The sequence below is a fragment of the Streptomyces sp. NPDC086077 genome (assembly GCF_040686175.1).
Lineage (GTDB): Bacteria > Actinomycetota > Actinomycetes > Streptomycetales > Streptomycetaceae > Streptomyces.
Genome location: NZ_JBFBJT010000037.1, coordinates 42,769 through 54,659, shown reverse-complemented (window position 1 = coordinate 54,659; position 11,891 = coordinate 42,769). Strand labels below are relative to the sequence as shown.

Annotated in this window: 12 protein-coding genes and 2 pseudogenes; 8 read left to right on the top strand and 6 right to left on the bottom strand. The window is 71.3% G+C overall.

Features of this window, described 5'->3' with window-relative positions:
- Nucleotides 1-59: 59 nt before the first annotated feature.
- On the bottom strand, nt 60-236 hold the full coding sequence (locus tag AB0O67_RS13845; RefSeq protein WP_053760578.1) for a thiazolylpeptide-type bacteriocin: 177 nt from the start codon (nt 234-236) through the stop codon (nt 60-62).
- Nucleotides 237-492: 256 nt separating this feature from the next.
- Here AB0O67_RS13845 and AB0O67_RS13840 point away from each other — a divergent pair, with 256 nt between their 5' ends.
- Entirely contained in the window at nt 493-1,764 is a 1,272-nt protein-coding gene (locus AB0O67_RS13840; protein ID WP_365449529.1) for an amidohydrolase, read from the top strand.
- Between the two features lie 78 nt (nt 1,765-1,842).
- Nucleotides 1,843-2,688, top strand: a complete 846-nt coding sequence (locus tag AB0O67_RS13835; protein WP_365449527.1) for an RNA polymerase sigma factor SigF — start codon at nt 1,843-1,845, stop codon at nt 2,686-2,688.
- 37 nt (nt 2,689-2,725) lie between these two features.
- Here AB0O67_RS13835 and AB0O67_RS13830 read toward each other — a convergent pair whose 3' ends face one another.
- Together AB0O67_RS13830 and AB0O67_RS13825 are read right to left on the bottom strand one after the other, a co-directional pair.
- Entirely contained in the window at nt 2,726-3,913 is a 1,188-nt protein-coding gene (locus tag AB0O67_RS13830) for a phospholipase D-like domain-containing protein (RefSeq protein ID WP_365449521.1), read from the bottom strand.
- Nucleotides 3,914-4,081: 168 nt separating this feature from the next.
- Nucleotides 4,082-4,551: pseudogene (locus AB0O67_RS13825) on the bottom strand (FAD-dependent monooxygenase); the annotation flags it as partial.
- Nucleotides 4,552-5,061: 510 nt separating this feature from the next.
- Between AB0O67_RS13825 and AB0O67_RS13820 the strand changes: the two are divergent.
- The 3 genes from AB0O67_RS13820 to AB0O67_RS13810 all read left to right on the top strand — a co-directional run bounded on the left by AB0O67_RS13820 (nt 5,062) and on the right by AB0O67_RS13810 (nt 7,214).
- Complete coding sequence (locus AB0O67_RS13820; RefSeq protein WP_365449519.1) at nt 5,062-5,616, top strand: hypothetical protein; 555 nt, start codon at nt 5,062-5,064, stop codon at nt 5,614-5,616.
- Between the two features lie 118 nt (nt 5,617-5,734).
- On the top strand, nt 5,735-6,403 hold the full coding sequence (locus AB0O67_RS13815; RefSeq protein ID WP_365449517.1) for a class F sortase: 669 nt from the start codon (nt 5,735-5,737) through the stop codon (nt 6,401-6,403).
- Between the two features lie 304 nt (nt 6,404-6,707).
- The gene (locus AB0O67_RS13810) at nt 6,708-7,214 is read left to right on the top strand and encodes a snapalysin family zinc-dependent metalloprotease (protein WP_365449525.1); all 507 of its coding nucleotides are present in this window, start codon (nt 6,708-6,710) and stop codon (nt 7,212-7,214) included.
- Between the two features lie 59 nt (nt 7,215-7,273).
- Here AB0O67_RS13810 and AB0O67_RS13805 read toward each other — a convergent pair whose 3' ends face one another.
- Entirely contained in the window at nt 7,274-7,741 is a 468-nt protein-coding gene (locus AB0O67_RS13805; protein ID WP_365449515.1) for a helix-turn-helix domain-containing protein, read from the bottom strand.
- 93 nt (nt 7,742-7,834) lie between these two features.
- Here AB0O67_RS13805 and AB0O67_RS13800 point away from each other — a divergent pair, with 93 nt between their 5' ends.
- Complete coding sequence (locus AB0O67_RS13800) at nt 7,835-8,329, top strand: PaaI family thioesterase (RefSeq protein ID WP_365449513.1); 495 nt, start codon at nt 7,835-7,837, stop codon at nt 8,327-8,329.
- Between the two features lie 162 nt (nt 8,330-8,491).
- Here the strand turns inward: AB0O67_RS13800 and AB0O67_RS13795 are convergent, their stop codons facing one another.
- The gene (locus tag AB0O67_RS13795; RefSeq protein WP_365449511.1) at nt 8,492-9,685 is read right to left on the bottom strand and encodes an MFS transporter; all 1,194 of its coding nucleotides are present in this window, start codon (nt 9,683-9,685) and stop codon (nt 8,492-8,494) included.
- A gap of 144 nt (nt 9,686-9,829) precedes the next feature.
- Between AB0O67_RS13795 and AB0O67_RS13790 the strand changes: the two genes are divergently transcribed.
- The gene (locus AB0O67_RS13790) at nt 9,830-10,777 is read left to right on the top strand and encodes a helix-turn-helix transcriptional regulator (RefSeq protein WP_365449509.1); all 948 of its coding nucleotides are present in this window, start codon (nt 9,830-9,832) and stop codon (nt 10,775-10,777) included.
- Here the strand turns inward: AB0O67_RS13790 and AB0O67_RS13785 are convergent.
- Entirely contained in the window at nt 10,675-11,310 is a 636-nt protein-coding gene (locus AB0O67_RS13785; protein ID WP_365449507.1) for a zinc-binding dehydrogenase, read from the bottom strand. The two genes, AB0O67_RS13790 and AB0O67_RS13785, sit on opposite strands and share 103 nt — an antisense overlap.
- 281 nt (nt 11,311-11,591) lie before the next feature.
- On the opposite strand from AB0O67_RS13785, the pseudogene AB0O67_RS13780 reads away from it, so the two are divergent.
- Nucleotides 11,592-11,855 (top strand): annotated as a pseudogene (locus AB0O67_RS13780) (MFS transporter); the annotation flags it as partial.
- Nucleotides 11,856-11,891 lie beyond the last annotated feature (36 nt).

Below are 11,891 nucleotides of genomic sequence, written 5' to 3'. Positions count from 1 at the left end.
GCCGCGCGTCCGCTCTGGCGGCGGGCGGGGCCGGACGCCGACGTGCTGCGGGCCTGGGATCAGGCGCTGCAGGAGGTGGTGCTGGTGGTGGAGGAGCAGGTCGAGGTGGAGGAGCAGCTCGTGGAACCGGCGAGCACGACCTCGCTGGCGTCCGAGTAGTCCGAGATCTCGAAGGTCTCCGACTCGAGCTCCAGGATCTCGTCGGCGAGGGCGGCGAGGGTCGACTTGTCAGCCATGGTCACTCCTGAGGTGAGGACACACCGGGCTCGTCCCGGGGTGTTCGGCCCCTTCATTGGATCGGTCGCCACTGACGCATCCAGGTGCCGTCCGCTGTCAGGGCGCTGTCGTCGGGTGACAGCGGCGTGACAGCGGCCGGCCGGCCGTGCGCCGGATCATGTCAGGGTGAGCACTGCGGCGATCGTCCCCTCGGACAAGTACGGGCCCGTCCTCGGGCGGTTGGACACGGTGCTGCGCCCGCTCACCGTCTTCGCGATGGACCTGCACCAGCATCCGGAGCCGTCGGGCGAGGAGTCCCGCACGGCGGCCCGCCTCGCCGACGCGCTGACGGCGCAGGGGTACGCGGTGACGCGGGGCGTCGGTGGTCACGGTGTGGTCGGCGTCCTGACCAACGGCGAGGGACCGCGCGTCTATCTGCGGGCCGAGCTGGACGCCCTGCCGATCCGGGAACGGACCGGCCTGCCCTACGCCGCCCAGGGCCCCTTCATGCACGCCTGCGGTCACGACCTGCACGTCGCCGCCGTGCTCGGCGCCGCGACCCTGCTGGCCGGTGCGCTGCCGCACTGGCGGGGCACGGTGGTGGTCGTCGGCCAGCCGGCCGAGGAGACGCTGACCGGCGCGCGGGCCATGCTGGAGGACGGCCTGTACACCCGCTTCGGCCGCCCCGACGCGGTGCTCGCCCAGCACACCGCCCCCCTCCTGGGCGGCATGGTGGCCCACGGCTTCGGACAGCCCGTGCTGGCCGGCAGCGTCCAGCTGGACGTCACCCTGCACGGCCGGGGCGGCCACGCCGGGGCACCGCATCTGACGGTGGACCCGGTACTCGCCGCGGCCGCGGTGGTGCTACGGCTTCAGGGCGTCGTGTCCCGCGAGAGCGCACCCGCCGAGCAGATCACGGTCACCGTCGGCCGGATGCACGCCGGCACGCACAGCGGCGTCGTACCGGACAGCGCGACGCTCGGCATCACCGTGCGCGCGCTGTCCCAGGCGTCCCTGGACCGTGCCGTGGCAGCCGTCGAGCGGGTCGTACGCGCCGAGTCGGCCGCGTCCGGCTGTCCACGCGACCCTGACATCACGGTGGCCTCGCGATCGCCCGCCACGCTCCCCGACGGGGAGGTGACCGCGGTGACGCGCGAGGCCCATCGCGAAGTGCTGGGCGCCGAACGGGTCGTGCCGTGGGCACCGTCGATGGCGACGGAGGACTTCGGCCTGTACGGCGACGCCGGCCAGGGGATCCACGGCTGCGCCGGGGTCCCGCTGGGCTACTGGATGGTGGGGGTCGTGGGCCCACGCCAGTGGGCGGCCGCGATCGGCGCGAACGTCACGGAACGGCTCGCGTCACTCCCTGCGAACCACTCCCCCGAGTTCGCCCCGCACCTGCCCATCGCCCTGCCTTCGGCGACGAAGGCGATGACGGCGGCGGCCCTGACACTCCTGGGCCACCCGTCCGGCTCCACGCCGGAGACGGTGAACCGATCCCGGCGGCCGCTGCCCTCCTCCCTGCATGCTCCGCTCGACCCTGGGTAGGCGCCGTATCATCGACCGCCGATGGAAGGGTCGATGGATCTGCACAGGGAGGGGCTGGGAACTATGACCGCGACCGCGATGTCGAGCACGCAGACCGGCGTCGAGCAGGCTGCCGCCGGCGAACTGCCCGAGGTGGCCGACCCGGCGAAGGTCGCACCGAAGGATGCGCGGTCCTTGTCGAAGCAGTTCTTCGAGCGGCTCGCGGTACTGGAGGAGGGCACGCCCGAGTACCAGTACGCACGCAACACGCTGATCGAGATGAACACCTCCCTTGTCCGCTATGCGGCCGGCCGCTTCCGCAGCCGCGGGGCGGACGAGATGGAGGACATCGTCCAGGTCGGCACGATCGGGCTGATCAAGGCGATCGACCGGTTCGAGCTGTCGCGCGAGGTGGAGTTCACCTCGTTCGCCATCCCCTACATCGTCGGCGAGATCAAGCGGTTCTTCCGTGACACGTCCTGGGCCGTGCACGTGCCGCGCCGCCTCCAGGAGGCCCGTGTCGAACTGGCCCGCGCCACCGAGGAACTGCGCTCCCGCCTGGACCGCATGCCGACGGTCAAGGAGCTGGCCGAGTTGATGAACCTCTCCGAGGAGGAGGTCATCGAAGCCCGGATCGCCGCCAACGGATACAACTCCGCCTCCCTCGACGCCACGCTCGGCGGCAGCGAGGAGGGCGAGGCGGTGCTGGCCGACTTCATCGGCACCGAGGACGCCGCCATGGAGCTCGTGGAGGACTTCCACGCCCTGGCCCCGCTGATCGCCGACCTGGACGAGCGGTCCCGGCAGATCATCCACTGGCGCTTCGTCGAAGAACTCACCCAGGCTCAGATCGGCGAACGCCTCGGCTGCTCCCAGATGCACGTCTCCCGTCTGCTCTCCCGCACCATCAGGCGCCTGCGCAAGGGCATGCTCGCCACCAACTGAGCCCCACAGGAGGCCGCGCCCTCGGTCCCGCGGCCGGTTACAGGAACCGGCGCACGGGGAGGACCGCGGCCTCCCGCACACGCTCCAGCAGGGCGCGGCGCCTCCAGCGGGCCGGGTCCATGGCGACGCTGCGTTCGAGGTCCGCGTCGAAGTCCCGGTCCAACCCGGCGGTGAAGTCCTCGTCGAGGACGGCGAGCATGACTTCCTCGTCGTGGTTCATGGAGCGCCGGTTGAAGTTGGTGGAGCCGATCAGCGAGGCCTGGCCGTCCACCGTAATGATCTTGGCGTGCATCATGGTCGGCTGGTACTCGCAAATTGAGATGCCCGACTCCAGCAGCCGCTCGTAGTGATACCGGCCGGCGAGCTGGCAGGCCCGCTGATCGGTGTGCGGGCCGGGCAGCAGGATCTCCACCGTCACTCCGCGCCGCGCGGTCGCGCACATCAGGTCGACGAAGTAGGTGTCCGGGGCGAAGTAGGCGGTGGCCAGCCGGAAGCGCGACTCGGCGGAGGTGAGCATCACCCGGATCAGGGTCTGCATGTCCTGCCAGCCGAAGCTCGCCGAACCGCGCACGACCTGGACGACGGAAGCGCCGGGCTGCTCGTGCTCGGTGAAGCGGTCCCTGTCGTCGTAGAGCTCGTCGTGGCATTCGGCCCAGTTCTGGGCGAAGGCGGCGGCGATGCCGTCCACGGCCGGCCCCCGCACCTTGACGTGCGTGTCCCGCCACTCGTCCGGGTTGCGGGCGTCGCCGCACCACTCCTGCGCGATGCCGACGCCACCGGTGAACGCCGTGTGTTCGTCCACCACCAGCGCCTTACGGTGACAGCGGTGGTTCTGCTTGAACGGCGACAGCCACAGCGGCTTGCGGAACCAGGCCACCTGGACACCGGCCGCGTCCATCTCGTCCAGCAGGTGCTGCTCTATCTCCTTGGCGCCGAACCCGTCGAGCAGCAGCCGCACCCGTACCCCGCCCCGGGCACGTTCCGCGAGCGCGGCGGCGAAGTCACGGGCGATCCGGCCGCGCCAGTACACGAACGTCATCAGGTCGATGGTGTGCTCGGCGGTCCGGATCGCCTCCAGCATCGCGGGGAAGATCTCGTCACCGTTGCGCAGGGCGACGAGCTCGTTCCCTTCGGTCGCGGCCACGCCGATCAGCCGCTCCAGGCGACGACGGAGCCGCAGGGCGCCTACCGGGGCGGCACCGGGGTGTTCCTCGGCGACGGTCATGCGAGCGTCCAGGCAGCGCGAGCCTGCCCTCCGGGCTCCCCGACGGGCGCCGAGACCGGCTGTGACATCGCCTTCCTCCTTCGATCCGCCCCACGCGGGACAAGCGGGCAGCCTAAACGGCACGACCCCACACGTCCATCCGGCCGAACGCCAGGCGCCCTGCCTTGCTCACCGGAGGGGCGCGCCGAACCACCGGGACAGCTGACCGATCAGATTCCCCTGATCCTCGCCGGCCCAGGCCACATGACCGTCCGGCCGCAGCAGCACGCCGGGCACGTCAGTTCCCCGCCGGCGTCGTTGACGTGGTCGACCCGGCTTCCCGGCCCGCCGTAGAGGTGCCGTTCGCCGTGGTAGGTGTCCAGCGGCCCTCCGGCGTCCGGCCGGCGACCTCGGCGGCCCGTCTCCAGCCGAGGTCGAACGCGCCCTGGATGCCCAGGTCGAGTCCCTGCCCACCCCATCGGCGGCTGGATGTCCGCCGCGTCGCCGGCCGGCAGCACGCTCAGCTCGACCTCCCCCAGCAGTGTGTCGACCCTGCTCGGCTCGCCGGGGAAGCCGACGCCGAGCGGCTTGCGCACCGCACTGCGGCCGCCGTCGCAGCGGAGGAGGTGGCGCGATGCACGCCGTGCAGTCTCAGCTAGGCGGCGAGCATCGAGCCGGTCGGTCCGCCGCCGCCGCCGATGATCACGTCGATCATGGATGTCCCCCCGGTCGAGAACCAGCGGGGCTCCTTGCCTTCGTCGCCTGCCGGCCGCACGGCCTTTCCGTGCGGCAACTGGCCCGCATTCTGGGGCGAGTTCGCGGGACCTCTCGCCGCCGCGAAGACTCGTGCGTTCCCGCGGCCGGGCGCGTCACCGCGTACGCCGCGGCCCGCGCCCCGGAACTCGTGCGGCCCCGTCGTGGCCCGCGTCCTGCAGTCAGGCGGCGCTCAGCCGCCCTATGGCCTCCGCGCGGGCACCCGGGTGACATCGGACTGAGCCGACAGGGGGATGCGGCGGCGTGTCGCTGGGACAGACGGGTGGAGCGATGACACGGCTGGGCGGCCCGGATGGTGCGCGGCAAGGGACTGGCTAACGGTGGTTCGTGTCGAGGCCGGGTTCATTCCAGTTGATGACGTGTCCGCTGCCCGGCCACGGCGGAAGGACACCGATATGCGTTCTGCCCGCATTCTTCTCGCCACGGCGGCCACCTCCGCCGCGCTCACCTTCGCCACGCCCGGCGGCGCTTTCGCCGTACCGGCCGAGGACTACGGCGGCCGCGACGACTCCTCGTACAGCAAGGAGCACGACAGCGGCTCCGGCCACGACTACGACAAGAGCTCCGGCGATCACGACAAGTCATACAGCAAGGACTACGACAAGGACAGCAACCACGACGGACCGCGTGGCGGAATGCACACCGGCGGTGGCGCGCTCGCCGCGGTGCAGGGCGGTGACGACTGGAGCTCGAGCCACGGCGACAGCCACGAGGAGTCGTACAAGGACAAGGACAAGGACGAGGAGTCCTACAAGGACAAGGAGGGCGGTCACGGCAAGGACAGCTGGGGCGGCGGTGGCGACCACGAGAAGCCGCGCGGTGGTATGCACACCGGTGGGGGCGGCCTCTCCTCGCCCGGCGTCACCACGGGTGGACTGGCCATTCTCGCCGTCGGCGCCACCGGCATGTACGCGCTGCGCCGCAAGAAGGCCGCCGACCAGGCGTCCTGACCGGTTCCACTCTCCTGGGACGCGGCCGCCGCCGGCGCACACCGTGCCGGCGGCCCGCGCCGCTCCGAGCTCCGAGCTCCGAAGCCCGTGCTGTCGTGCCCGAGTGAGGTGATGCCCGATGACAGCAGGTCCCCCCTCCACGCCCCCCGCCGAGCGGGCGACGGACGGTCAGCACGCCGGCCGCGGCGGGCGGCTGACCCTGTGGGGCGTGGCGATCATCATCATCGCCGTCAGCGTGTTCGGCGACCACCAGCAACCCGACAGCACCCCCCAGGCCTCCCGTTCCCCGGGCTCGTCCACGGCGCTCACGGACACACAGCGCGGCGCGCGGCCGCTGCCCCGCTCCGCGCCGATCCGGCTGCTCATCCCGAGCATCTCCGTGGACGCCCCCTTCACCTCTCTCTCCGTCAGCGACACGGGCCAGCTGGAGCCGCCGCCCGCGGCCGACACCAATCTCGTCGGCTGGTACGCCAAGGGCGTCACGCCCGGCGAGGTGGGGGCCGCGATCATCGCCGGGCACGTGGACACGGCCACCTCGGCGGCCGTCTTCGCCGAGCTCTACGAACTCCGGCCCGGGGACCGGTTCTCCGTCGACCGGGCGGACGGACGCAAGGCGGAGTTCGTCGTGGACGACACGGAGACCTTCCCGAAGGACGATTTCCCGGACACGCGCGTGTACGCCGACACGGAGCGCCCCGAGGTCCGGCTCATCACCTGCGCGGGGGACTACGACCACTCGGTGAAGGACTACACCGAGAACCTGGTGGTCTTCGCCCACCTCGTGTGATGCGGCCGCGCCGTCCCGTACGGGCCGGCGCGGCCCGTCCCGCGGCGAGGCTCGCGCGGTGATGGCCGGCGGGGACGGGGTTTCCCCGCACGCGTCTGCGGAGCCACGGCGGTTCAGTTTCCCCGCACGCGTCCGCGGCGCCACCGCGGGTCGGTGCAGGGCCGATTGAGGGATTGGCGGTCGGCGGGTACGGGCAGGGTGCCCAGCAGAACGTGGCATGAACACGCCCACCTTCCCCCACAGGAGGCCGACCTTGCACGCACGCACGTTCGTCCCCATCCTCGCCGCCGCCTTCGCGGCCACCCTGGCCACCGCGGGCCAGGCACACGCCGCCCCCACGGACGCCCACGCGCCGGCCCTAGCGGCGCGCGTCGTCACCTACGACGCCAGTGCGTCGGCCGAGTTCAGGGCCGCCGTCGACCGAGGCGCGGCCATCTGGAACGAGAGCGTGGACAGCGTCGAACTGCGCCCGGCCGCAGCCGGGCAACGCGCCAACATCCGTGTCCTGGCCGACAACGGCTGGCCCCGCGCCCTCACCACCTCGCTCGGCAACGGAACCGTCTACATCGGACGGCAGGCGGTGAACCAGGGCTACGACACGGTCCGCATATCGGCTCACGAACTCGGCCACATCCTGGGGCTGCCGGACCGCAAGCCCGGCCCCTGCACCAGCCTCATGTCCGGTTCGAGTGCGGGCGTGTCGTGCACGAACCCCTACCCCGACACGGCGGAGAAGGCGGAGGTCGAGGACAACTTCGGCCTGGCGCTCGCGCCACCGGCAGGCGTGACGGCCGGCATGGTGGTCGACTGACACACCGGGGCGCGGGGGCGGGCCGGCCGTCCCCGCGCACTCCGCGCCCGGACCGTGGGTCAGCGCGGGGTGCGGGCGGAGGCTCCGGGGCGGGTGTAGGCCTGCCGGGGAGTGAGCGCGCCGTGGCCGCCAGGGCAGACGATCACGGCCTCGACCGCTTCGCCGCAGTCGCGGTGGCGGACCTCCAGGGGCGGGCCCTCCGGGTCCGCGGTGTACCGGTCCCCCCACTGCTTGAGCGCGATCATCGCGGGCCAGAGGTCCCAGCCCTTGGGGGTGAGCCGGTACTCGTACCGCGTACGGCTGCCGGGCTCGCGATACGGGGCGGTCTCCAGGATTCCGGCGTCGACCAGCTTGCGCAGCCGGTCCGCCAGCACCGCCTCGGACAGTCCCATGTGGCGGCGGAAGTCGTCGAAGCGGCGCACGCCGTTCATGGCGTCGCGCAGCACCAGCAGCGACCACTTCTCGCCGACGAGCTCAAGGGTGCGCTGCACCGTGCAGTTCTCGGTGCTGGTCTCCAGCCAGGTCATGCGCCCATCGTAGGCTGGCTTCGACATTGACATCCAGAGGCGTGGCTGGCTAGCTTCGAATTCCATAGTCAGTTGGTCGCGGAAGGATCGCCCATGAGCAGGTCGCGCACGTTCGAGTGGGAGGACCCCCGGGTGTCCGCGGCGGCGGTGGGCAGGGCGAGCGGTCTGGAATTCCTCCAGGACGTGCTGGCCGGTCGCCTGCCCGCCCCGCCCATCGCCGCGACCCTCAACTTCAGCCTGGAGGAGGTCGAGGCGGGCCGCGCGGTCTTCGCCATGGAGCCGGGCGAGGAGCACTACAACCCCATCGGCAGCGTCCACGGCGGTGTCTACGCCACCCTGCTCGACTCCGCCGCCGGCTGCGCCGTGCAGACCGTCCTGCCGGCCGGCATGGGCTACACCTCGCTCGACCTGACGCTGAAGTTCCTGCGCCCGATCACCGTCGACACCGGCAAGGTACGCGCCGTCGGTACCGTGCTCAGCCAGGGCCGCCGCACCGCCCTCGCGCAGGCGGAACTGTTCGACGCCACGGACCGGCTCCTCGCCCACGCCACGAGCAGCTGCATGCTCATCCCCGTACCCGGCCGTTAGGTCCGTCGGCTGCCCAAGACCGTGGCCTCGCGCGCTGACCTGGGTGAGGTCGTGATCAGCGGCCACGGGGGGAGACGCGCGGAGAACGGCACTCGGTCAGCGACGCTGCGCCGGCGGCGGCGCCGGGGACTTCCCGGCGCCGTGACACCTGCTGCCGGTGCCTCAGGTGCTCTTGGGAAAGGCGTACCTTACGCCGCTGACAACTGCCGCTCCGGCGGCGATCAGAAGCGCCAACGACGCCCAGGTGATCGACGCCGCCCCGAGACCCGCGAGCAGAAGGCCCCCGAGGAAGCCGCCGAGCGCGATGGACGCGGAGAAGACAGTGATGGTGATCGACTGTGCGACGTCGGAGGCCGCTCCCGTCGCGTTGATCGCGCTGCCGACGAACAGACTCGGCGAGCTGCCGAACGCGAACCCCCACGCCGCGACCGCGGCGTAGACCAGCACCGGCACACCGGAGAACACGGCAAGGACGAGCACGCAGATCGCGAACAGCAGGGTGCTCCCCACCACGAGCTTGCGCAGGTGCTGGTCGATGTGGGTGCCGACCACAAGAACACTCAGTACGGAGGTGACGCCGAAGGCGAACAGCACCCAGCCCGTCTGATCGGACATGCCCGCATGCCTGAGCAGGTCGGTGATGTAGGTGTAGAGGATGTTGTGCGCGACCATGTACGTGGCCAGCGCGAACAGGATGACGCGCAGTCCGGGTACGACCAGGACCCGCGAGACCTTGAAACGTACGTCCAGCGGCTGACCGGGCAGGTTCGGGAGTGTCACCCACATCCACGTCATGGTCAGGACGATCAGGGCGGCGGAGGCGTGGAAGGCGACCTGCCACCCGCCGAGGCTGCTGAGCAGGGTTCCCAGCGGGATTCCGAGCGCGAGTCCCAGAGGGGTTCCGGCCAGGGCGATGGCGATGGCGCGGCCCTGCCGTCCTTCCGGAGCGAGCCGGGCGGCGTAGCCACCGAGGAGGGGCCAGATCAGTCCGGTGCCCAGGCCGGCGACGAACCGGATCACCAGCGTCAGCGTGTAGTCGCCGGACAGCGCGGTGACTGTGTTCGCGGCTGCGACGATGCCCAGCGCGAGCTGGAGCACATGCTTTCGGGGCCACTTCGCCGTCAGCCGGGCCAACGGGATCGCCCCCAACGCTGTGGCCAGTGCGTAGAGCGTGACGGTCTGGCCGGTGAGCGAGACGCTCGTGTCCAGGGTACGGCTGATCTCGGGCAGCAGCCCGGCCGGAAGGCACTCGGTGAGGATGCTGATGAACCCGGCGAGGAAGAGGCCGAGCAGGGCCCTGCCCGGAAGGCGGTCACGTCGGGGTGTGGCGGGCGGAACTGTGGTGGTGTCGGTCATTCTTGCTGCTCCCTGAGCTGTGGCCACGCACTCAGGCTGCGGCGCTCGCCCGGCGCGGGCCAGACACCTGCTTCGCCTACGCCTCGTACGCCTGTCCCCAGCAGGGACAGCCCAGGCTCGGGACCTGGCGCGATACTCGGAGACATGGACTCCCAGCACGCCCCTAGCACCGCACCGCCGACCGTGCCCGGGTCCGACGTCGGACCCGGCTCCGGGCGGCATCTCGACCCGCGCAAAGAGCTGAGCGACTTCCTGCGTACGCGCAGGGCGCGTCTCAAGCCGTCGGACGTCGGGCTCACCGACTACGGCCGGCGGCGTCAGGTGCCTGGCCTGCGGCGGGAGGAGCTCGCCCAGCTCGCCGGGGTCTCCGCGGCTTACTACACGCGCCTCGAACAGGGCAACGCCCGCAACGTCTCGCGCGAGGTGCTGGACGCGATCTCGCGCGCGCTCGGACTTTCCGACGCGGAACGCGCCCACCTGCTGCGGATCGCCCAGCCGGCACACGGCGTACGGCGGCCCGCGCCGCAACGCCAACTCGTCCGGCCCGAGTTGCTGGAACTGCTGACGGCGATGGAAGGCGTACCCGCGTACGTGTGGGGCCGCCGCACCGATGTGCTGGCGTGGAACCACACCGCCTCGGCCCTCTTCGGCGACTGGGAGGCACGCGCCCCGCAGGAGCGCAACTGGGGCAGGATCACCTTCCTCGACCCGGCGGCCCGGCGGCTGTTCGTCGACTGGGAGTCCAAGGCGTACGACGTGGTGGGCCAACTGCGGCTGGGTGCCGGCCTGCACGCGGACGATCCGCTCCTCGCGGCGCTGATCGGCGAACTCTCCCTGAAGAGCGAGGACTTCCGCAGACTCTGGGCGGCGCACGACGTCAGGAAGAAGACCCATGGCAGCATGCGGATCATGCATCCACTGGTGGGCGAACTGACGCTGCGCTACGAGACCTTCACGCTCTCCGGAGACCAGGAGCAGTCACTGACCAGCTACCACGCCGCGCCCGGTTCGGCGTCGGAGGAGGCGCTGCGCCTGCTGGCGAGCTGGGGCGCGGACGCCTCCCGGGACCGGCCGGGCGCGACGCGGGATTGAACCCACCGGCGGTCAGACGAGGTGGCCTCATGGGTGACCGTGACGACGATCTTGCCGACCTGGCCGTTGGCCTCCATGTAGCGGTGGGCCTCGGCGATGTCGGCGAGGTCGAAGGTGCGGTCCACGACCGGGGCGAACGAGCCCGAGGCCAGGCCCGCGTTGACGAACGCCACCGCGCGGCGCAGCCGCTCCGGGTCCGTCGTGATCTCGAAGAGCGTGTACGTCCTGGTGGTCAGCGCGGGGTAGGACTGCGCGAGGGGCAGCGGGGTGGTACGGGAGTCGAGAGCGCCGTAGACGACAAGGCTGCCACCGGGGGCGATGCCCTGGGCGAGGGGCTCGACGCCGGGTCCGGCGATCGGGTCGAAGGCCAGGCGGACGCCCTCGCCGCCGGTGATCTCCTTGACGCGGGCGGGGAGGTCTTCCTCGTCGGTGACGATCACGTGGGCCGCGCCGGCGTCCAGCAGACGCTGCTTCTTGCCGCTGCCGCGCGTCGTGGCGATCGGGGTCGCGCCGGACTGTCCGGGCAGCGGCACGAGGGCGGGCCACGGCGACTCCTTGAGGTGGCTCGATACGGTCAGGCCATCGTACGACCGCCGTCGAAGCTCTCCACGGCCACGAGATCGCAGTGTCTCACATCGTGATAGCCATTTTCCGGTGGATAAGACCCCTGAGATCGTTGGACCTGACCCACGCGACCGATCTCCACCTCGCGCGAAAGACCGAGCAATGCCCGCACCAGCCACCGGCGCACCCCGGACGCCCGTCAATCCGAGGTCCCGCGTCCTCAGGCTTCACCCTGATGGGCATGACGTCAACCAGCGTGCGCTACACAGGATCCGGCATCTCGTACAACGTCAGCTCGATCCTCGGGGCGGCCGTCGCGCCGCTCATCGCGGTGGCCCTGTGGGAGTTGGGTGACGGCTCGCCATGACTGGTCGGTGTCTATCTCTCCGCGATGGCGGTACTGACCCTGACCGCGCTCCTGCTCGGCAAGGAGACCAAGGACGTGTCCCTGGACGAGGGTGAGACCACGTCCGCGGACGCCGGCGACCGCGCCGTCGCGTCCTCGGCGTCCTGAACCGGCGCGGGCGGCGAGTCGCCGCTCCGCGGCGGA

Bases quoted from the DNA above. Each gene is read 5' to 3' on its own strand.
- AB0O67_RS13845 (WP_053760578.1), bottom strand. From the start codon at position 236: ATGGCTGACAAGTCGACCCTCGCCGCCCTCGCCGACGAGATCCTGGAG.
- AB0O67_RS13840 (WP_365449529.1), top strand. From the start codon at position 493: ATGGACCTGCACCAGCATCCGGAGCCGTCGGGCGAGGAGTCCCGCACG.
- AB0O67_RS13835 (WP_365449527.1), top strand. From the start codon at position 1,843: ATGTCGAGCACGCAGACCGGCGTCGAGCAGGCTGCCGCCGGCGAACTG.
- AB0O67_RS13830 (WP_365449521.1), bottom strand. From the start codon at position 3,913: ATGACCGTCGCCGAGGAACACCCCGGTGCCGCCCCGGTAGGCGCCCTG.
- AB0O67_RS13820 (WP_365449519.1), top strand. From the start codon at position 5,062: ATGCGTTCTGCCCGCATTCTTCTCGCCACGGCGGCCACCTCCGCCGCG.
- AB0O67_RS13815 (WP_365449517.1), top strand. From the start codon at position 5,735: ATGACAGCAGGTCCCCCCTCCACGCCCCCCGCCGAGCGGGCGACGGAC.
- AB0O67_RS13805 (WP_365449515.1), bottom strand. From the start codon at position 7,741: ATGACCTGGCTGGAGACCAGCACCGAGAACTGCACGGTGCAGCGCACC.
- AB0O67_RS13800 (WP_365449513.1), top strand. From the start codon at position 7,835: ATGAGCAGGTCGCGCACGTTCGAGTGGGAGGACCCCCGGGTGTCCGCG.
- AB0O67_RS13795 (WP_365449511.1), bottom strand. From the start codon at position 9,685: ATGACCGACACCACCACAGTTCCGCCCGCCACACCCCGACGTGACCGC.
- AB0O67_RS13790 (WP_365449509.1), top strand. From the start codon at position 9,830: ATGGACTCCCAGCACGCCCCTAGCACCGCACCGCCGACCGTGCCCGGG.